This window comes from Flavobacterium sp. W22_SRS_FP1 (assembly GCF_052113685.1).
Lineage (GTDB): Bacteria > Bacteroidota > Bacteroidia > Flavobacteriales > Flavobacteriaceae > Flavobacterium.
Genome location: NZ_JBGQOE010000008.1, coordinates 37,559 through 58,900, shown reverse-complemented (window position 1 = coordinate 58,900; position 21,342 = coordinate 37,559). Strand labels below are relative to the sequence as shown.

Below are 21,342 nucleotides of genomic sequence, written 5' to 3'. Positions count from 1 at the left end.
TTGTTAGTACTTTTTATCGGGTATTATAGGGACAACACAAATTGCTTTTTAGAGAAGGCAATTTGATTTCACTTAAGCGTCGAAAATGTTAAAGCATCTTCGGCGCTTTTTTCTTTTTGATCTTGTTACATAGGCATTTTATCAATAATTACAACCATCAGAATAGATGGTGATTTGGTTTCCATTCATTTCATAACTCGTTTTGTTTCCCAACGCTTTGCAGATAATTTTAAGTTTTTCGGGTAATGGCTGATCGTTTAGTGAAGTTGTTAGATGGCAATCTTTCAATTTGTATTTTGGAAATTGAATGTTTACTAAATAAGCTTGTTCGATTGTTTTAAATATCTTACTAATTGGAATGTCCGTAAAATCAAAACTCAATTGCTCTATTGTTCTAACAGAATGAACCAAAGTTTCATCTTTTGTAATATCAGTTATTTTATTGAAGGTCGAACTTTTGCGGGAGAACCTTAAGGCTTCATTAGGTAGCAAAGTGATTTCCTCTTTTTTATTGAAACTTAATGCCATTTCATTAGACTGAACTTTTACCTTACCCGTTTTTACAAGTATTTCAACATCTGGTTCATTAGAAAAAGCAGTTATCCTAAAACTAGTCCCAACTACTTTAGTGACAATTTCATTAGCAAAGACGAGGAATGGTTTTTTAGGGTTTTTACTAATTTCAAAAAAACCTTCTCCAGATAAATAAACTCTTCTTTCGTTTCCCACAAAACTTTTAGGGTAACTCAGCTTACTTTCTGGATGCAATAAGACAGAGCTTCCGTCAGATAAAGTTATAATTTGAGGCTTGCTTGAATTATTGGTTTGCTCCACAAGGCCTTCGTCATTTTCATGTATAAGTGCGTTGTATATTTGGGTAGAATTACTTGTAATAAATAAATGACTATAGGTCCAAGCAGCGAGTAAACCAAAAACCAAAACTGCTGCAGCAGACCTTAGCCAATTACTATTCCAGATTTTAATTTCTTTTTTTCTTGATATTTCCTTCTTTTCAATTTTATTCCAAGTGGCAACTAGTGCGGTTTGTATTTGGGAAGAATCTAAATTATTTTCAGGAACCTTCATAGCTAAGATATATAGCCTTGCTTCCTCAACTAATTTAGCTCGTAAAGGATTTTCTAAAGTCCACTCTTCCCAGTTTTTCAGGTCTTCGTTTGAGCGTACCCATGACTGGAATGACTCATCAGCTAAAAAATCTTCTATTTCGGTATATTGGTTACGTCTTTGCATTTAAAAATAAGGTTACAAAGACATAAAGGACCGTTTTCTTATTATATACTCATTAAATTAAGATTATTTTTTAATTTATTTAAGATAATTTTATAATAAGCTTTGAGATAGCAGTAAAAGCAAGGAGATGTTAGAATTCCAGTCTTTGCGTAAGTTGAGTAATGCGCGGTGTAATAAATTATTTGCCGATTGATAATTTACGTCGAGCATATCAGCAATTTGCTCTACACTCAGGCCTTGGTGGTATCTAAGATATAAAGCTTCTTTTTGTCTAGAAGGTAGAAGATTGATTAGTTTATTGAGTTGACGAACCTTATCAGCAGTACTTTCGTCGATAATTAATTGGTGTTCAATTGAGAAATCAAATAAAAATTCTGTGGTATCTGTTGAGGTGATTTTGCTAAAAATATGGTCGCGTTCTTGTGTTCTGGCAATTCTTTTCCGAACGCTTGATAGGAGATAAGCTTTTACGTTGGCATTGTCATTTAAAGAGTATTTGTATAACCAAACATCAGCAAATACATCTTGAATACAGTCTTGAACTTTTTCAGCATGTTTTGAAAAGGAGTTTCCATAACGCAACAGAGATTCATAATACTTTTCAAAAAGTACTGAAAAAGCTTTTTCGTCTCCTACTTTTAATCTACTCCAAAGTAAAGAGTCATCGGTGATAATAGTATGTTTTGATTTTATGTTCAAAGGAGGTATAGCTATTTTTATATTAAGTTTATACTATTTTCCTGTAATTTTACGAATTATATTACAAATCAACAAGTTAAAACTGCAAAACTAAATTAGATTCAATGATTTAGTATTTTGGTTGGCCAAAAAATAATTGATTCATAATTTAATGGGTTTAAATTATACTTTTCTTATTTTTAGAAAACGAGTAGCTATTTTTTGTCAAAATATCTAGTTCAATACTTCAAAAGCGATTCTTTAAATAGGTATTGTTTAGCTTTTTTATAATAAAATATTGCTTTTTATTAATGGCACTACGAATTTGGGTTCAACATTTTTAAGACTTAAAATTTGCTTGTTTAAGAGGTATGATTTTGACGATTGAAGAGATAGGATAGATTAGTATGAAATTAATTGATCTAAAAACATTTAAAATTATTGGAACCAACTACATTTGCTAACTCCAAAAAATTGTGTCAATTTTATCCAAATATTTTATGTCCATATGAAAGACAATTCAAATCCTAATAAAGGAAATTCCTTAAAACATGTTCTTTTTGGCAGTTTAATAGGCACAACGATTGAGTTTTTTGATTTTTATATTTATGCCAACGCTGCAGTTTTGGTTTTTCCCCAATTATTTTTTCCTTCAGAAGACAGTACCAATTCGGTTTTGCTGTCCTTAGCTACGTTTTCGATAGCATTTCTTTCTCGACCTCTTGGCTCTGCGGTTTTTGGGCATTATGGAGACAAGATCGGGCGCAAGACAACCCTAGTAATTGCTTTGTTGACGATGGGTATTTCAACCGTGAGTATTGGTTTCTTGCCAAGTTACGCTAGCATAGGGATTGCCGCTCCTTTGTTATTAATGCTGTGTCGCTTTGGTCAAGGAGTAGGTCTGGGTGGCGAATGGGGCGGAGCCGTATTATTGGCTATAGAAAATGCTCCGCCTAATAAACGCGCCTGGTATGGTATGTTTCCGCAATTAGGAGCTCCAATAGGCTTATTGCTTTCCGGAGGTGCTTTCTTGATTTTGACAGACACGATGAGTCCTGAAGCTTTTCTCGATTATGGATGGAGGATTCCTTTTATAGCGAGTTCGTTATTGGTTGTCGTAGGATTCTATATCCGATTGAAAATCACTGAAACTCCCGCTTTCGAAAACTCTAAAAAGGAACAAGAAGAAGTGAAGGTTCCCTTTTTTACTTTATTACAATTTTATAAAAATCAGTTGATTTTCGGCACATTTGCAGCCATTACCACCTTTTTAGTATTTTATCTCATGACGGTGTTTACACTTAGTTGGGCTACATCTGATTTAGGCTATTCCAAAAGAGATTTTTTATTAATGCAGTTGTTCTCGGTGTTATTTTTTGCGCTTTTTATTCCCGTTTCGGCCCTGATGGCTGATCGCATAGGACGAAGAAAAATGCTTATTTATGCCACTTCAGCTATTGCTGTTTTTGGTTTTGCATTTTCTTTTTTCATGAATTCAGGAAATTCAATTCTCGTAACTTTGTTTTTATGTGTTGGAATGTCTTTGATGGGATTCACTTATGGACCTTTGGGAACTTTTTTATCTGAATTGTTTCCAACCTATGTCCGTTATTCGGGTACTTCTTTATCATTTAATATGGCAGGAATTATCGGCGCAGCTTTTGCACCTATGATTGCGATTTGGTTGGCGACGCAATACAGTTTGACTTATGTTGGTTTTTATTTGAGTGGAGCCGCATGTATCTCTTTGTTTTCCTTGTTGATGGTTAGTAAAAAGGAGCATAAGTTTTAATTCTTTTTAAGGAAAAGAAAGCACGAAAACGGAATTTGACTTCTAGTTGATCTTTTAAGGGAATTACTAAAATTATCCCTTATTTTTGCACAAAACTTATTTCTTTTGAAAACCAAATTATTCCTCATCACTCCTCCTTTTACCCAACTGAACACTCCGTATCCAGCAACTGCTTATATAAAGGGGTTTCTTAATACCAAAGACATTGATTCTGTTCAGGCAGATTTGGGGATAGAGGTTATTTTGAAATTATTTTCGAAAAAAGGATTGAAAGATTTGTTTGAAGTTGCAAGTTTAAAGTTTGAAATTGAAAAAATTTCAGATAATTCGAAGCGAATTTATGCTTTACAGGAGGAGTACATCAAAACGATAGATGCAGTAATTGCTTTTCTGCAAGGGAAAAACCCAACATTGGCACTCCAAATATGTCAAGAAGATTATTTGCCAGAAGCTTCTCGTTTTGCACAACTGGAAGAACTCGATTGGGCTTTTGGAACAATGGGAACACAAGACAAAGCAAAACATTTGTCCACTTTGTACCTTGAAGATATCTCTGATTTTATCGTGGAATGTGTGGATGATAAATTTGGATTCAGCCGTTATGCGGAACGTTTGGGCAGATCGGCCAATTCTTTTGACGAATTGTACGAGGCATTGCAACAAGAGACCACTTATATCGACAATGTTCTTCTTTCGATTCTAAAAGAGCGAATAGAAACCATTCAGCCTACCGTATTTCTGATTTCGATTCCATTCCCTGGGAATTTATATAGTGCTTTTCGATCAGCGCAATGGTTAAAAAAACAGTATCCTGAAATTAAAATAGCAGCGGGAGGTGGTTTTCCTAATACGGAACTGCGTTCGCTTTCGGATGCCCGTGTTTTTGAGTTTTTCGATTTTATCACTTTGGATGACGGTGAAGTTCCTCTCGAGGAATTGATTACCAATATTGAAGACCCAAAGTACAATTCCTATAAACGGACCTTTCTTTTGGAAGATGGTAAAGTGGTTTATAAGAATAATTCGGTAAAGCAGGATTACAAACAATCCCAACTTGGAACACCCGATTATTCTGACTTATTTTTGGACAAATACATTTCAGTTATCGAAATCGTAAATCCAATGCACCGCATGTGGAGTGATGGTCGCTGGAACAAACTTACTATGGCGCACGGATGCTATTGGGGAAAATGTACTTTTTGTGATATTTCATTGGATTACATTAAAATTTATGAGCCTATTGCTGCCAATTTATTGTGCGATCGAATGGAAGAAATGATGGCGCAAACAGGCGAAAATGGTTTTCATTACGTAGATGAAGCAGCTCCGCCTGCTTTAATGCGTGCTTTGGCTTTAGAAATCCTCAGGAGAAAATTATCCGTTACTTGGTGGACAAACATTCGTTTCGAAAAAAGTTTCTCCAGAGACTTATGTTTACTTTTAAAAGCATCGGGTTGTATCGCCGTTTCAGGGGGACTCGAAGTAGCTTCAGACCGGTTACTGAAATTGATTGACAAAGGGGTGACGGTCGAGCAAGTGGCTAAAGTTACTAGGAATTTTACAGAAGCAGGGATTATGGTACATTGCTATTTGATGTATGGGTATCCAACTCAAACGGTTCAGGAAACGGTAGACAGTCTCGAAATGGTACGTCAACTGTTTGAAGTAGGCGTTTTACAATCTGGTTTTTGGCATCAATTTGCTATGACGGCGCACAGTCCTGTGGGAATGCATCCAGAGAAATTTGGAGTTGTGAAAGAGACTGAAGTTATTGGGACCTTTGCTAATAATGACATTAATTATATAGATTCCACAGGAATTGACCATGATAAATTCAGCTTTGGATTAAAGAAATCTTTATTCAACTTCATGCACGGAATATGTTTTGATTATACCTTACAAGAATGGTTTGATTTTAAAATCCCAAAAACAAAAATTGCACAGGACTTCATTTTTAACGCTCTGCAAGAGCCTGAAGATTTTAAAATAAAACCTACGGCTAAAATTGTTTGGCTAGGGGGCAAGCCGTTTATTGAGGAGTTTACCAAGTCAAAAAAAGGGAATTCTTGGGAAATGATGAGTTTAACTTTTCACGATAAAAAGGAAAGTTTTAACATTCAAACCAATAAAGCAGAAGGAGAATGGTTAATAAAAATCCTTGAAAAAATTTCTGTTTCGAATGCTAAAACGCATACTTTACTTGAAATTAAGGCTGATTTTGAAACTGATCTTGAAGATTTTGAATTATTTTGGTATTCAAAACCAGTGAATAGTCTACGCACATACGGATTACTTGTGTTATAAGATTTATTTTATAAAACTATAGCAATTTAGCATAAAAGTTTTATTTTTAATTTACGAAAACGTTTTCTTTTACCTATTTTTACCACTATAAAAATTATACTTATGAGTGATAGCTATAAAGTAAAAATAAATGATTCCGTTCAATTTGACTTTGATAAGGAGCAAGTTGCACAACTTGATGCCTTAAAATTGGATTCTAATTCCTTCCATATTTTACATGAAAACAAGCCTTTTAAAGCGGAGATTCTCTCTGCTAATTTTCATCAAAAAGAATATATTGTCAAGGTAAATAACAACAGCTATACTGTTGCGATCGCAAATGATTTGGACCAACTCATAACAGAACTGGGATTTGAAGTTGGTCTGACAAAACAAATCAATGCCATCAAAGCGCCTATGCCAGGATTAATTCTAGAAATTAGTGTGATTGTGGGCCAAGTTGTAAAAGAGAATGACAGTCTATTGATTTTAGAAGCTATGAAGATGGAAAACAGTTTTCTTTCTCCACGTGATGGCACCATCAAGTCGATTTCGGTATTGTTAGGCGATGCGGTTGATAAAGGACAGCTATTAATTGAATTTGAATAGAGAGCACGCTAATAGATAAATAAATAGGAATTTTTTGCCTCTTTGTTCTAACAGGGAAACGGTCATTATTCTTTTAGTCTTATTAAATATGAAAAAATTATTAGTTGCCAATAGAGGCGAAATCGCAATCAGGGTCATGAAAACTGCCCAGAAGATGGGAATAAAAACGGTCGCTGTCTATTCTACTGTAGATCGAAATGCACCTCATGTAAAATTTGCTGATGAAGCTGTTTGGATCGGGGAATCCCCGTCTAATCAGTCTTATTTATTGGGAGATAAAATTATTGAAGTAGCATTATCATTAGGTGTAGATGCGATACATCCTGGCTACGGGTTTTTAAGTGAAAATGCTGAATTTGCGGAAAAAGCAGAAAAAAACAATATTATTTTTATCGGACCTAAATCGAAAGCTATCCATATAATGGGAAGTAAGTTAGCGGCAAAGGAAGCGGTAAAAGCCTATAATATTCCAATGGTTCCTGGATTGGATGAAGCCATTACGGATATCGAAAAAGCAAAAGTAGTGGCTTCTGAAATTGGTTTTCCTATTTTGATTAAAGCTTCTGCCGGCGGCGGTGGGAAGGGAATGCGCGTTGTAGAAAATGCGGAGGAATTTGAATCCCAAATGAACAGAGCTATTAGTGAAGCGCTAAATGCCTTTGGTGATGGATCTGTTTTTATTGAAAAATACGTGGGATCACCACGACATATTGAAATTCAAATCCTGGCTGACAGTCATGGGAATATTTTATATTTATTCGAAAGAGAGTGTAGCATTCAGCGTCGTCATCAAAAAGTGATAGAAGAAGCTCCTTCTTCCGTTTTAACACCGGAATTGCGCAAAAATATGGGTGAAGCCGCTGTTTTAGTGGCAAAATCCTGCGACTATCTTGGAGCCGGAACAGTTGAGTTTTTATTGGACGAAAACAATAATTTCTTTTTCCTCGAAATGAATACGCGTTTGCAAGTGGAGCATCCAGTTACGGAATTAATCACTGGATTGGATTTAGTCGAACAGCAAATCAAAGTAGCTAGAGGGGAAGCTTTGGCTTTCAAACAAGAAGATTTGAAAATAAAAGGACACGCTGTGGAATTGAGAGTCTACGCTGAAGACCCAATGAATGATTTTTTACCGAGCGTTGGTCATCTTGATGTGTATCAGTTGCCTGTTGGCGAAGGAGTTCGCGTCGATAATGGCTTTGAGCAGGGTATGGATATTCCTATTTATTATGATCCAATGCTAGCTAAATTGATTACTTATGGTGAAACACGTGAGGAAGCCATTCAAATTATGGTTAAAGCAATTGGTGGATATTTAGTAGAAGGAGTGCAAACAACTTTGCCTTTCGGGAAGTTTGTATTTGAACATGAAGCTTTTCGTTCAGGTAATTTCGACACCCATTTTGTAAAAAAATATTACAATGCAACGGAATTGAAAGACCAATTGGCTCAAGAAGCTAAGATTGCTGGTTTAGTAGCTTTAAATCAGTATTTTCAAGATCAAAAAATCGTACGATTACCAAATAAATAAATTATGGAGTCTAAAATACAAGAATTAAACGATAAGATTGCTCAAGCTCATTTGGGTGGAGGTAAAAACAGAATAGAAAAACAGCATCAAAAGAAGAAATTAACCGCCAGAGAGCGTGTTAATTATTTAATGGATGAAGGTTCTTTTGAAGAAATTGGGATGTTGGTGACACACCGTACAACTGATTTTGGTATGAAAGAAGAGCTGTATTACGGCGATGGTGTTATAACAGGCTACGGAACCATAAATGGAAGATTAGTTTATGTTTTTGCTCAGGACTTTACTGTTTTTGGTGGTGCATTATCTGAAACACATGCAGAGAAGATCTGTAAAGTGATGGATATGGCCGTAAAAATGGGAGCGCCGATGATTGGTTTAAATGATTCTGGTGGAGCGCGTATTCAGGAAGGAGTAAGGTCATTAGGAGGTTATGCCGATATTTTTTATAGAAATGTACAAGCCAGTGGTGTTATTCCGCAAATTTCTGCGATCATGGGCCCCTGCGCCGGCGGAGCAGTATATTCGCCTGCGATGACTGACTTTACAATGATGGTTGAAGACACTAGTTATATGTTTGTTACGGGACCTAATGTGGTGAAAACGGTTACAAACGAAACCGTAACTTCGGAGGAATTAGGAGGAGCAAGTACGCACTCTACTAAATCAGGAGTAGCACATATCACTTCTGCAAATGATGTGGAATGTCTAGAAGACTTGAAAAAATTGTTAAGCTATTTGCCACAAAGTAATAAAGAAACAACACAAAAATTACCTTATGAACTCAATGATGAAGTTCGCGAGCAATTAGCAACTATTATTCCGGATAACCCAAATAAGCCATACGATATGCATGGTGTAATTGCTGGGATTATTGATGAAGATTCGTTTTATGAAGTGCATAAAAATTATGCAGAAAATATAATTGTCGGTTTTGCAAGACTTGGTGGAAGAAGCATTGGAATTGTAGGCAATCAACCCTTATATTTGGCGGGTGTTTTAGATGTGAACAGTTCTAAAAAAGCAGCACGTTTTACTCGTTTTTGCGATTGTTTTAATATTCCTTTATTGGTACTTGTTGATGTGCCAGGGTTTTTACCAGGAACGGATCAAGAATGGCATGGAATTATTGTACATGGAGCAAAATTATTGTACGCATTGAGTGAAGCAACTGTTCCTAGAATTACGGTTATTACACGTAAAGCTTATGGCGGTGCGTATGATGTGATGAATTCTAAACATATTGGTGCCGACATGAATTTTGCCTGGCCTTCTGCCGAAATTGCAGTAATGGGAGCCAAAGGAGCTTCAGAAATTATATTTAAAAAAGAAATAAGTTTAGCAGCTGATCCATCAGCAAAACTTCTAGAAAAAGAAGCTGAATATGCAGGCTTGTTTGCTAACCCTTATACCGCAGCACAGCGTGGTTTTATTGATGAGGTTATTTTACCGCAATACACCAGAAGTAAATTGCTAAAAGCCTTCAGTATGCTTGAAAATAAAGAGAGCACAACTCCAAATAGAAAACACGGGAATATTCCTTTGTAAATAGTGTAATTATAAGAATAGATAAAAAAGCATTCGCCTCTGCGAATGTTTTTTTGTTTTATAAAGAACGCTAATGCAAGCTAACCACTTTTGTAATGGTCCAGTTAGTATTGTCATTTTTCCAGAAAATAATAAACTTACTAGCATGGGAAACCGTGCCTTCTTTTTCAGTATTGTTGTGGAATTTATGGAGTCCTATTTCGATGGCGCCAAAATCTTTAATGGGATAGATTTCGAGACTTCCTTCAACTAGTTCCCTGGTAACTTTACCACAGACATATTTTTTTGTGCTATCTAAAATTTCTTGTTTAACTGTCATTATGCCGCCTTTATCATGATAGAATTCGATATCGTCGGAGTATATTGCTGCTTGTTTATCAAGATCACAATTGTTGTAGGCTTGAAAAAAACTACTGTCCATGGAGACGATCGCATTATATAATTCTAAATCATCTGGCAAGTATTGGTATGCCAATTCTTTTGACATCGATTTTTGAGCAGAACAAACGGTAGCTGTAATGACAAATATGTAAATTATAAAATGGTGAAGATTATAGTTTCTCATAATACGATTTATTAGTAAGGAGGCGAATTTTATTAAAAAGCTAAAATACAAAAATCAAGACTTTTGAGATGCTTTTTCTATAAATTCGTTTGTAACTTTTGTCACTTCATCCTAGATACTATATAGAAAATCCTACGAAGTATCCGTTGCACCGCATTCTTTTTTGGTAATCATTTTCATGATTAGACGTTTTAAATAGTCATATTCGGTGTATTTTAAAGCACCTGCAATTTGAGAAATCATCTAAGACTTCTATTCAGTTTGTAGAAGATCGGTGGTTATTTTTTTGCATCAAAATGTTCACCCTACCTGTCGAACGCGATGGTAAGTGACACTGAGGAAAAGGTTATGGGTTTATTATTCAAGGCTGCAAGATGCTTTTAAATTTAGTGTTTCATGACCGACTAATCACTTGTTCGTGTGTATTGAGGAACCAATCGTAATGGTATGAAATCCATTCGATGGTGGCGGTACCGCAATGGTATCTGTAATTGTTGCCTATTGGGCCGCATTTTGTAAAAAAGCTTCAGTAAAGTTGGCTATTTTTCGGGTTTGTCCCGCCGTAGTGCCATAAATATTAAGTAGTTTTATAATTTTTATTTTTAAATTAAAACAGATTTACCACTGGAAAACATACCGTCTAAAAAACTGATTTATAATTATATAGTTTTTGCTCTACTTTAATTACAAATTTTATGTAACGTCTAGTTCATTTAAAAATGCGTGCAACTACTTTATTTACTGACTAAATAGAAAGTGAAACGTAGTGGCATCATAAAAAAAAAACCGCTCTTCGGTATTACCAAAGAACGGTTTTTGAGACTTGTTAATTTGTTTTATTGTTTCTTGTAGATGGAATAAATGGTATTGATCGTTTTTTCATCTAAAACATCGTTTACGTCGTTCTGGATAAAATGTCTTTTAAATGCTATTATAGCCGCCGAAAGATTTTTAGTATTATAACCTATTATTCGCAGTCCTTGTTCGGTATTAAAACCTATTGGGGCATTTTCCAATGTATCGTCTTGCCAAATGCCAAACCCGTTTTCAGCTAGAGTTTTCCATGGGAACAAAGCACTAGGATCATTCTTGCGTGTCGGAGCGATATCGGAATGGCCAATTATATTTTGGGTAGGTATGTTATATTCTTTTTGTAATTTGCTTAACAGTGCCATTAAACTAGTAATTTGTGGTTCTGAGAATACCTCAGTTCCGTTATTATCGAGCTCAATACCTATTGAAGAGGAGTTGATATCGGTGTCTTTCCCCCAAGACCCTAATCCGGCATGCCAGGCGCGCATATAATCATTCAACATTTGTACTACACTCCCATCGTCTGCAATTATGTAATGGGCACTTACTTGTGTTCTAGTCAGCGTAAACGTTTTTATTGTTTGTTGTATCGAATCTTGTGCGGTATGGTGAATGATAATGAAATTTGGTTTACGTAAATTAAAATTTACCGTACTGATCCATTCTGTCTGAATTCCATTTTCCAACTCCGTTGATCCCATTTTTGAAATAGTATCCTTAAAAGTGTATAATTGTGTTGTATAAGCATTGTCAATATTTAGTATTGTTTTGGTAACAATTGGTAAAGGCAAGGGCTCTTTCTTAGAAATTACTTCCTTAAAAGTTTTAAGTTTAGTATCATATTCTTTCTCACTGGCCTTATAGGGATTTGTAGAGCAGGAAGATATGACAATAGCAGCAATTATGAAGCAAAAATATCTTTTCATATTTTATAATCTATTCTTTCGAATTAAGGAAATTATCGTTTTCTTCTTGACTTGTTGCTTTGTTCGTTAAGTGCTTTGTATTTTATCTTTTGATCTTCATTCAAAAATTCATTTACTTTTCTGTCTGTAACTTCAGATAGCGCCTGAATTTCTTTTATTTTTTGTTCTTGGCCAGTTTCTGCTTTCAATAAAATGCCTTGTGACCTGATACTCTCGATAAGAACATTTGTGATAGCGATTTCCTGTAACTGATCTAACAGAAGTTCTGTTTTTAACTTTTCCATTATTTTTCCAACAGTCACTTCAACTGGAATTTCTTTTGGTTTTTCAATGTCACGACTCTGATTCATTTGACTCATTCTGCCATTGTTAGAACCATAACCACCACCGCCATAACCGTTGTTTCCGTAGCCATTGTTGCCATATTGGGCGGAAACGGAAATACTGCATAATAAAGCAGCTGTAAAAACGAAAAATATTTGAATTGTTTTCATATTTGTTTTTCTATATGGTTTGTCAATTGGTAAACACGGTAAAACTAGGCTGGCTCGCCGTATAAGTCAAATTCAGTAGCTTCGATTATTTTTATCGTGGCAAAGTCTCCTATTTTTACATAATGTTTTGAGGCGTCAATAAGTACTTCATTATCTACATCTGGACTGTCAAATTCAGTTCTTCCCACAAAATGACCACCTTCTTTTCTGTCGATAATACATTTGAAAGTTTGTCCTACTTTTTCTTGGTTTAAATCCCATGAAATTTGAGACTGTAATTCCATTATTTCGTTGGCACGGTCCTGTTTTACCGTATCAGGAACATCATCTTCTAATAAATAGGCATGTGTGTTTTCTTCGTGAGAATAAGCAAAACAGCCCATTCTGTCAAATTTCATTTCTTGAACCCAGTCTTTTAGGATATTAAAATCTTCTTGTGTTTCTCCTGGATAACCTACGATTAAGGTCGTACGAATCGCTATTCCTGGAACTGCTGCTCGGAAATCTTTTAATAATTTGGTTGTTTTTTCTTGTGTAGTTCCACGGCGCATGGATTTCAGGATAGAATCTGAAATGTGTTGCAACGGAATATCAATATAATTACAAATCTTAGGCTCGCGTTTCATGATCTCTAAAACGTCCATTGGAAATCCCGTAGGGAAGGCGTAATGCAAACGAATCCATTCGATTCCTTCCACTTTAGCCAATGCTTCTAATAGTTCTCCAAGATTACGTTTTTTGTAAATATCAAGGCCATAATAAGTAAGATCCTGTGCAATTAAGATTAATTCTTTTACACCATCTCTGGCTAATCCTTCTGCTTCTTTTACTAATTTTTCAATAGTTTGAGAAACGTGTTTACCACGCATCAACGGAATTGCGCAAAAACTGCAAGGCCTGTCGCAACCTTCGGCAATTTTCAAGTAAGCGTAATTTTTTGGAGTAGTGGTTAATCGCTCTCCTAGTAACTCGTGCTTATAATCAGCACCCAAAGCTTTCAATAATTGTGGCAACTCTGTGGTTCCAAAAAACTGGTCTACATTAGGTATTTCTTTTTCTAAATCAGGTCTGTAACGTTCTGATAAACATCCGGTTACGAATACTTTATCTACTAAACCTCTTTCTTTTTTATCGGCATATTCTAAAATCATATTTACTGATTCTGCCTTGGCATTATCAATAAATCCGCAGGTATTAATGACGATAATATTTCCTTCTTCAGCAGCTGGAGCCTCATGAGCTACGTCTTTTCCATTAGCACGGAGTTGACCCATTAATACTTCGCTGTCGTAGATGTTTTTAGAACACCCTAGAGTGATTACGTTGATTTTATTCTTTTTTAAAGACTTGGTTCTCATAGATTTGTAAATTGGAATGCGAAATTACGTTTTTTTATTCAAACAGAAGTTTTTCCCCTGTTTTTTATGAAGCTATTCCTGTCCTACTTTGGAATTTCCTTTATAAAAATTGGTAGATTTATATTGCTATCAGGACTAAAAAAACCGTCTTGCTTTAAAGAATCAAGACGGTTAATAAACTATTTATTTTGATCTATTATTAAATTAACTGAAACCTATAATTCAAACAACAAAGTCAACGAGACCGTATTGTTGATGGAATTGATTTTCGGTCCATCGGTTAACCCTCTGGAGAAAAAGCCTTGTTCCAAATCCCTTTTTGCATAACCGTAAGCCAAATCCACTTTTGTCGAACCAAAGTTATATCCTAAACCTGTTGAATATCCGGTCAAATCACCTATTGTCGTCGAGTTTTTATAGGGGCTTTGTTCGTAACGGTATCCTGCTCGTAAACTCAGTTTGTCAATTTTATATTCTCCGCCGATTCTTAACTCACCTGAGTTGTCTAGGGTATTACTTACGTTAGCATTTAAGGAGCTGAAATAGTTGTCGTTTTCGGGCTTGAATTTGGTATTCCCATAGTTTTTTATGGCGTAATCAATGCTTATTAGTCCCGAAGTTCCAAAAATATAGGCAAAGCTTCCGGTTACTTTGCTTGGCGTTTGTAACTTATAGGGCGGATATATATTGGTTACTCGCGGGTCAATTACATCCTGCGGCAAATCACCATCAACGTTACTAAGCACTGTAACTAGTTTTTGGGAAAACTCATCACTCAAATTATACCATGTCGAAGATTCATAAGCGAGTCCCAACCTAACCTCATTGGTTACTTTTGCAATCGCACCCAATTGAAAAGAAAAACCAGTTCCGTAGGTGTACAGGTCATTGTTAAATTGTAATCTAGTTACTTTATCATCGGCGTTTAATGGGTTATTGTTATCTTCATAAAAGACAGATGATCGTCTGAAATCCGTAAAATGGGAGTTGAGATTGATTCCTATATATAATTTGTCTTTGTAAGAGGTTGCGGCATTAAAGGATAGCTTCCCGCTGTAACCAGAAGAATATGAGGCGTTTTCTTGATAATAGTTTCCGCCTTCGGCAACATTGGACGTGTATTGTGTATTATTTGCGTCCGTACTTACGGGATTAATGACATATCCTTGATATCCTAAAAAAGCTTGTTGCGTGCCGCTATCTAAATTATCATAAAAGGACTCTTCAAGGATATTTAGCGGAACGCCATTTGCATAACTCAGGAAATAATTAGCGACTGAATTATTGGGGTTAGTTCCTGCAGAAAATGTTGAATTGTTGTAATTGTTAGTGCTTTCATAGTTTACTGCTAATGAAAACTTTTTCCAATTACTATTTAAATTCCTATTGTTAAACACAAAAACTCCTCCAGCTTGATTTAGATCAAAGGAGTTGTCTTTTTCTGTAGTGGGCGTTCCGAAATAATTAGAATTGTTTTTTATGTCGCTATTGGTTACCGTTATTCCAAACTGATTGTTTAAAAAAACAGCTGAACCAGCTGGGTTTATACCGATGGAGGAAAAGTCGCCTCCAAGCGCTCCAAAAGCGCCACTCATAGCCTTGAAACGTGCAGTCCCATTCAAGTTATCTTGCGAATAGCGCATTGCATCTGCTATCTCTTGCGACTGGGCTATGCAAAAGCTTAAACTGGTAAATAATAAAAACAGATATTTTTTCATTTTGATACAATTTTAGTGTTTTATATAATTTGATAACAAGAGTTAACTTATCTTCTTCCACCACCTCTAGAACTTCCGCCTCCTCTAGAGTTTCCTCCGCCTGCGCTTGATGACCTTCCGCTATTGGAAGAGTTAATCGATCTTGAAGGGGAATAGCTGTTTTGGCTATTATTTGAATTTATTTGTCTGCTAGTGTTTGTGTTTTCTCTTCTAGTCGGAGTATTATATGATGGATTTTGGGACTGACTTCTTCTAGTAAAAGTCGGACTGTTCCTTGAGGTACTATTATTATTATTATTTATAGAACTTCTTCTAGTAAAAGTAGGGCTATTCCTTGAAGTATTATTGTTAAGAGAACTTCTTCTATTGTCAAAAGTACTTGAAGTCCTACTAGTATTCGTTCTGTTTTGAGAATCGTTTCTTGCGCTGAAGTTTCTATTTGTGTTTACAGAATTTGAGTAGGATGAAGAAGAACCTCTTCTGCTTGGATTGTATGAATAATCACGGTTACTATAATTGTATCCATAATTTGCCCAACCGTTTCCGTACCAACCATTTCCGTACCAGTTATTTCCATACCAGTTATTCCATCCAAAGCCAATATTCATACCCCAGCCAAAACCACCATTAAAACCCCAGTTGTTTCCGTACCAATTGTTCATTCCCCAATTGTTTCCGTACCAGTTATTCATTCCCCATCCGTCGTTATAGATATTTACAGTCTGGGCATTTCCTCCCCATCCAGGGTAGGCAGTAAAGTTTTCCTGAAGAGTATCATTTTGTACATCGTAATCATAATAAGTATCTACATCTGTAAAGATCTCAGTAGATTCATTGTTCTGTAGAGAATTAAAATAGCTTGCATATTGATTGTCTGCGTTGTTTTGTGGTTTTCTTTCGGTAGTTTGGTTTGAAGTATTACCGTAGATTCCGTCATTATCATAGTAGGATCTGTTTTGATAGGATCCACAGGATGCCATCAAAAAGCTTAATATTCCAATTATAGGGATAAACGAAGTTTTTTTGGACAAAAATATATTAGTTTTCATATCTGTAAGGTTTTTTATTGTTGCACACTACAAAAATAGTTAGTTTTGTCGAACTATTTAGTTAAATAAAATAATGCAAAATTTGTGCCAAACTATTCAATATGAGTAAGAACCTTACTACAAGATCAGAAGATTATTCAAAATGGTATAATGAACTGGTTGTTAAAGCTGATTTAGCTGAAAATTCAGGAGTTAGAGGCTGTATGGTTATAAAACCGTACGGTTATGCTATTTGGGAGAAAATGCAAGCAGAATTAGACCGAATGTTTAAAGAAACGGGACACGAAAACGCCTATTTTCCTTTATTTGTCCCTAAAAGTATGTTTGAAGCAGAAGAAAAGAATGCGGAAGGATTTGCGAAAGAATGTGCCATCGTGACGCATTACAGACTAAAAAATGATCCAGACAAACCTGGAAAATTAATGGTAGACCCCAATGCGAAACTGGAGGAGGAGCTTATTGTTCGTCCTACGAGTGAAGCTATTATTTGGTCCACTTACAAAGGATGGGTGCAATCTTATAGGGATTTACCTTTGTTAATTAACCAATGGGCCAATGTGGTTCGTTGGGAAATGAGGACGCGTTTGTTCTTGAGAACTGCTGAGTTTTTATGGCAAGAAGGACATACAGCACATGCAACGAGAGATGAAGCTATAGAAGAATCTGAAAAGATGATGAACGTATATGCTGAATTTGCAGAAAATTTTATGGCTATTCCTGTCGTGAAAGGAATAAAAACAGAGACGGAACGGTTCGCGGGTGCTGAGGAAACATATTGTATTGAAGCATTGATGCAAGATGGAAAAGCGCTTCAGGCTGGGACGTCTCATTTTTTAGGTCAGAATTTTGCAAAAGCATTCGACGTAAAATTTGCGAATGCTGAAGGGAAGCAAGAATACGTTTGGGGAACCTCATGGGGAGTTTCTACCCGATTAATGGGCGCTTTAGTAATGACGCATTCAGATGATAAAGGATTGGTTTTGCCTCCAAATTTGGCTCCGATACAAGTAGTTATTGTGCCAATTCATAAAACAGATGAGCAATTAGATGAGATAACAGCTGAAGTAAATGTACTAGTAGCTGAATTGAAAAAAATGAATGTCTCTGTTAAGTATGATAATAGAACAACGCAAAAGCCAGGGTTTAAATTTGCAGAGTGGGAATTAAAAGGAGTTCCTGTACGAATTGCGGTGGGACCTAAAGATTTGGAAAACGGAACTTTTGAAGTTGCTCGAAGGGACATTCTAACAAAAGAAGTAAAGCCTAAAGATGGAATTGCAGCTTATATTAGAGATTTGTTAGCTGAAATTCAAGAAGATTTATTTAATAAGGCCTTAGATTATAGAGATAATCACATTACAGAAGTGAACAGTTTTGAAGAATTCAAAAGCATTTTAAATGACAAAGGAGGTTTTGTATCAGCACATTGGGATGGAACTGCAGCTACCGAAGAGAAGATAAAAGATCTGACTAAAGCTACTATAAGATGTATCCCTTTATCTAGGGTAGAAGAGGCTGGAAGCTGTATATTTACTGGGGGTCAGTCCGTAGGGAGAGTCTTGTTTGCTAAGGCATATTAAAAATAAATAAATTTTTTCGCATCTACTATTGTGCGTTTCAAAAATAGTTGTATTTTTGCATCCGCATTAGAGAAGCAGGGCCCGTTCGTCTATCGGTTAGGACGCATGGTTTTCATCCATGTAAGAGCGGTTCGATTCCGCTACGGGCTACTATTTTTTTTGCAATTTAAAGTTATCCCGAACTTAGAGGGAAAAAGGCCCGTTCGTCTATCGGTTAGGACGCATGGTTTTCATCCATGTAAGAGCGGTTCGATTCCGCTACGGGCTACAAAATTAATCTAAGATTTAGATTGATAACTAACTTAGAAGGATAATGGTCCGTTCGTCTAGGGGTTAGGACGCCAAGATTTCGTCTTGGTAACAGGGGTTCGATTCCCTTACGGACTACAAAAAAAGAATAGTAAAAGATAAAAATATAATAAAATGGCAAATCATAAATCAGCTCTAAAAAGAATTAGAAGTAACGAAACGAAAAGAGTATTAAATAGATACCAACATAAAACTACTCGTAATGCGATAAAAGCATTAAGAATAGCAACTGATAAAGTAGACGCTACATCTAAATTGTCAAACGTTATATCTATGATTGACAAGTTAGCTAAAAAGAATATCATTCATGATAACAAGGCGTCTAATTTAAAATCTAAATTGACAAAATTTGTTGCTAAATTGTAATATTTACATTTTATTGATTCTATAAAAAAAAGCTCCTTTAAAGGAGCTTTTTTTATGTTTCATTCTTTTTTAAAACTTAAACTTTTATAAAGCGTTGAGTTATTCCGCTGATGACAACTATCTAAGTTTATCTTTTAAATAATATTATTTTTATGAAGGGGATCTGCCATTTTCCTTTCTATTACAGTAGCTTATCGTGCATTTTAGCGCGTAGATTGTCCAGCATTGACACACTTATAGGTTTAGAGAGAAAATCAATGACCATAGGATATTTTTTTGCTTTTTCAAAGTCTTCAGGATCTATAGTTGAAGAAAGGAGAACCACCTTTATCTTATTAAAGTCAGAATATTCGAAACTACTAAAACATTCCAAGAATTCCCATCCACCCATTACAGGCATGTTTAAGTCTAAAAAAATTAGCTGTGGCAGTTTATGTGGGATTGCTTCAGCAGTTGACCTTCTAACTTCGTCAAAGTAGTTAATCGCTTTCTCTCCGTTTTGTGCTGTAATTATTTCATTTGAAAACAAATTCTTTATAATTACTTTTTTGCACAGCATAAGTGTTATGGGATCGTCATCGACGCATAAAATTAGATCGAGCATTTTTATCTATTTTTAAATATTAAAGTAAATGTTGTTCCTTTATTGACTTTGCTTTCAATGCTAATAGTTCCATTCATAGCTTCCACCTGCGATTTCACAAGATATAGGCCTAAGCCTTTGCTGTCGGGGTAATCATGAAACCTCTGGTATAGCCCAAATATTTTATCTCGATTTCTTTCTAAATCGATTCCGATACCATTGTCTTTAAAAACGAGAGTTGTGGAATCGTTATTTTGACTTGCATTAATCGTTATTTTTAGGGTTTTACTTTCTGCTCTGTATTTTAGCGCATTTGTTAAAAGGTTCAATAAAATGCTTTCAATATAGGTCTTGTTTATGTTTAAAACGGAGACTTGTTCAAAATCAATTTGTAATATAGGCTTATGTAGATCAATTTGAAACGAAAGTTGGCTAAAAACATCTTCAAAAACGTCTTTTAATAATAGGTCCTCTTTTTTAATAGAGAGGTTGTCTTTGATTATCATTACTTTCGTTAAGTCATTAATGGTTTCATTTAGTAAATGCGTCGATTTATCAAAACCAAACAAAATTTCTTTTAATTCTGAGTTTTCAATAGGTATGTCTTCGATAAGACTTAAAAGCCCCGTTAAATTAGATATAGGAGCTCTGAGGTTGTGTGATGTGATATAAGAAAACTCTTTTAAGTCTTTGTTGTTTTTTGTAAGTTCCCTAATAAGTTGCTCCTTTTCTTTTTCTTGTTTTTTCTCATCAGAAACATCCCTTTGTATGGATACCCAATGGGATAGTTCGTTCTCTGAATTATAAACAGGAATCATAGAAAACCGTAACCAGAATTGTTCTTTATTTTTTTTATAACTGATCATTTCGATCAGGCTTTCTTCCCTGTTTGTTAGGGCTGTAATTATTTTTTTTATATCATTTATATCTGAATTTGGTCCTTTGAGCATATCAGGGGATTGCCCTATGATTTCATTTGGTTCATAACCGGTCATTACTGAAAAAGCGGGGTTTACGTATACTATTTTCGGTAGCTGGCGATTGTTGAAGTCGGCTTCGGTAATGATTATGGAATCTTTGGTTTGTACAATCACTGTTTCTAATAATTTAAGACGTAACTCTTCTTCTTTTTGCTTTGTTATGTCTTGGATAGCGCCTATCATTCTAATGGCTTTACCGTTTGCGTCTTTCAAGAGGAATCCTCTGTCGAGCACGTACTTATAGGAGTTGTCTGCGCACTTAAACCGGTATTCGTCTTGCCAGTTACTAGTTTTTTGCTCAATAAACGAGTATAGTTTGATTGACATTTTAATACTATCTTCAGGATGAATGTTGTCAAACCACCATTTTGAACTGTCACCAACCTGGTTTTCGTCGTAGCCAAAAATAGCTTTTATTCCCTTATTCCAGAATAGTTTGTCTTCCTGTATTTTCCAATCCCATATAGTATCGCTAGTAGCTTTAGCTACAATATCGTATTTTTCATTCGATTCTTTTATCGCGTTGTTTGTGCTCTGAAGTTTTTCGAGCACTTTTTTATCTTGGTTTTGGTTTTTGGATAAAATATATCTGTATGCTATTCCGGTACATAGGATTAAGGTAATGTCTTTTAAAAAACCGTATAGTGGGTAGTTTTCTACTAAAGAGAACTTTAGCAAGGTTTTATGGAAAACAATAGCCACAAACAATGCGATAACTAGGTAAATAATGGTTATTTGATTGGATTTGTTTTTCATTACTCAAATGTAATTAAATATTATCAATTATAAAACAGGCCATATGCATAATTTGTAGCTGTTTTTTTAGCAATTTAGCTCTATGACAAAGCAACAATCTGTAAACTATTACAGAAAGATTTTTTATATCAAAATAAAGTGTACCTTTGCAGCCAT

The 21,342-nt window shown here is 35.3% G+C and carries 17 protein-coding genes and 3 tRNA genes; 10 read left to right on the top strand and 10 right to left on the bottom strand.

The window, feature by feature from the left end:
- Positions 1 to 141: 141 nt before the first annotated feature.
- Both ACEN2H_RS06550 and ACEN2H_RS06545 read right to left on the bottom strand, forming a co-directional pair.
- The gene (locus ACEN2H_RS06550) at positions 142 to 1,251 is read right to left on the bottom strand and encodes a FecR family protein (protein WP_441731524.1); all 1,110 of its coding nucleotides are present in this window, start codon (positions 1,249 to 1,251) and stop codon (positions 142 to 144) included.
- A gap of 90 nt (positions 1,252 to 1,341) precedes the next feature.
- Entirely contained in the window at positions 1,342 to 1,950 is a 609-nt protein-coding gene (locus ACEN2H_RS06545; protein WP_441731523.1) for an RNA polymerase sigma factor, read from the bottom strand.
- 487 nt (positions 1,951 to 2,437) lie between these two features.
- Here ACEN2H_RS06545 and ACEN2H_RS06540 point away from each other — a divergent pair, with 487 nt between their 5' ends.
- From ACEN2H_RS06540 to ACEN2H_RS06520, 5 genes are all read left to right on the top strand, one after another.
- Complete coding sequence (locus tag ACEN2H_RS06540; protein ID WP_441731522.1) at positions 2,438 to 3,721, top strand: MFS transporter; 1,284 nt, start codon at positions 2,438 to 2,440, stop codon at positions 3,719 to 3,721.
- Positions 3,722 to 3,826: 105 nt separating this feature from the next.
- On the top strand, positions 3,827 to 6,025 hold the full coding sequence (locus ACEN2H_RS06535) for a B12-binding domain-containing radical SAM protein (protein WP_441731521.1): 2,199 nt from the start codon (positions 3,827 to 3,829) through the stop codon (positions 6,023 to 6,025).
- 102 nt (positions 6,026 to 6,127) lie between these two features.
- Positions 6,128 to 6,613: an acetyl-CoA carboxylase biotin carboxyl carrier protein subunit gene (locus ACEN2H_RS06530; RefSeq protein WP_441731520.1), complete on the top strand. Its 486-nt coding sequence runs from the start codon at positions 6,128 to 6,130 to the stop codon at positions 6,611 to 6,613.
- Positions 6,614 to 6,701: 88 nt separating this feature from the next.
- Positions 6,702 to 8,144, top strand: a complete 1,443-nt coding sequence (gene accC, locus ACEN2H_RS06525) for an acetyl-CoA carboxylase biotin carboxylase subunit (RefSeq protein WP_441731519.1) — start codon at positions 6,702 to 6,704, stop codon at positions 8,142 to 8,144.
- A 3-nt stretch (positions 8,145 to 8,147) separates the two neighbouring features.
- Positions 8,148 to 9,689 carry an acyl-CoA carboxylase subunit beta gene (locus ACEN2H_RS06520; RefSeq protein WP_441731518.1) on the top strand — a complete coding sequence of 514 codons (1,542 nt, stop codon included), beginning with the start codon at positions 8,148 to 8,150 and terminating at the stop codon, positions 9,687 to 9,689.
- 70 nt (positions 9,690 to 9,759) lie between these two features.
- Here the strand turns inward: ACEN2H_RS06520 and ACEN2H_RS06515 are convergent, their stop codons facing one another.
- From ACEN2H_RS06515 to ACEN2H_RS06490, 6 genes are all read right to left on the bottom strand, one after another.
- Positions 9,760 to 10,254, bottom strand: coding sequence for a nuclear transport factor 2 family protein (locus tag ACEN2H_RS06515; RefSeq protein ID WP_441731517.1), 495 nt, complete (start codon positions 10,252 to 10,254; stop codon positions 9,760 to 9,762).
- Between the two features lie 836 nt (positions 10,255 to 11,090).
- Positions 11,091 to 11,993, bottom strand: coding sequence for an N-acetylmuramoyl-L-alanine amidase (locus ACEN2H_RS06510; protein ID WP_441731516.1), 903 nt, complete (start codon positions 11,991 to 11,993; stop codon positions 11,091 to 11,093).
- 32 nt (positions 11,994 to 12,025) lie between these two features.
- On the bottom strand, positions 12,026 to 12,487 hold the full coding sequence (locus ACEN2H_RS06505; RefSeq protein ID WP_441731515.1) for a hypothetical protein: 462 nt from the start codon (positions 12,485 to 12,487) through the stop codon (positions 12,026 to 12,028).
- A 44-nt stretch (positions 12,488 to 12,531) separates the two neighbouring features.
- Positions 12,532 to 13,845, bottom strand: a complete 1,314-nt coding sequence (gene rimO / locus ACEN2H_RS06500; protein ID WP_441731514.1) for a 30S ribosomal protein S12 methylthiotransferase RimO — start codon at positions 13,843 to 13,845, stop codon at positions 12,532 to 12,534.
- A 215-nt stretch (positions 13,846 to 14,060) separates the two neighbouring features.
- Positions 14,061 to 15,563, bottom strand: a complete 1,503-nt coding sequence (locus ACEN2H_RS06495; protein ID WP_441731513.1) for an OmpP1/FadL family transporter — start codon at positions 15,561 to 15,563, stop codon at positions 14,061 to 14,063.
- A gap of 47 nt (positions 15,564 to 15,610) precedes the next feature.
- A complete protein-coding gene (locus ACEN2H_RS06490; protein ID WP_441731512.1) occupies positions 15,611 to 16,612 on the bottom strand; it encodes a hypothetical protein in 1,002 nt (333 codons plus the stop codon).
- Between the two features lie 101 nt (positions 16,613 to 16,713).
- On the opposite strand from ACEN2H_RS06490, the gene proS reads away from it, so the two are divergent.
- From proS to rpsT, 5 genes are all read left to right on the top strand, one after another.
- Positions 16,714 to 18,192: a proline--tRNA ligase gene (gene proS, locus ACEN2H_RS06485; RefSeq protein ID WP_441731511.1), complete on the top strand. Its 1,479-nt coding sequence runs from the start codon at positions 16,714 to 16,716 to the stop codon at positions 18,190 to 18,192.
- 78 nt (positions 18,193 to 18,270) lie between these two features.
- Positions 18,271 to 18,342, top strand: a tRNA-Glu gene (locus ACEN2H_RS06480).
- Positions 18,343 to 18,388: 46 nt separating this feature from the next.
- Positions 18,389 to 18,460: transfer RNA gene (locus tag ACEN2H_RS06475), tRNA-Glu, on the top strand.
- A gap of 47 nt (positions 18,461 to 18,507) precedes the next feature.
- A tRNA-Glu gene (locus ACEN2H_RS06470) sits at positions 18,508 to 18,579 on the top strand.
- A 36-nt stretch (positions 18,580 to 18,615) separates the two neighbouring features.
- The gene (gene rpsT, locus ACEN2H_RS06465; RefSeq protein ID WP_441731510.1) at positions 18,616 to 18,867 is read left to right on the top strand and encodes a 30S ribosomal protein S20; all 252 of its coding nucleotides are present in this window, start codon (positions 18,616 to 18,618) and stop codon (positions 18,865 to 18,867) included.
- Positions 18,868 to 19,048: 181 nt separating this feature from the next.
- Here rpsT and ACEN2H_RS06460 read toward each other — a convergent pair whose 3' ends face one another.
- Positions 19,049 to 19,471 carry a response regulator gene (locus ACEN2H_RS06460; protein WP_441731509.1) on the bottom strand — a complete coding sequence of 141 codons (423 nt, stop codon included), beginning with the start codon at positions 19,469 to 19,471 and terminating at the stop codon, positions 19,049 to 19,051.
- A 2-nt stretch (positions 19,472 to 19,473) separates the two neighbouring features.
- Entirely contained in the window at positions 19,474 to 21,186 is a 1,713-nt protein-coding gene (locus ACEN2H_RS06455) for a PAS domain-containing sensor histidine kinase (protein WP_441731508.1), read from the bottom strand.
- Between the last annotated feature and the right edge of the window lie 156 nt (positions 21,187 to 21,342).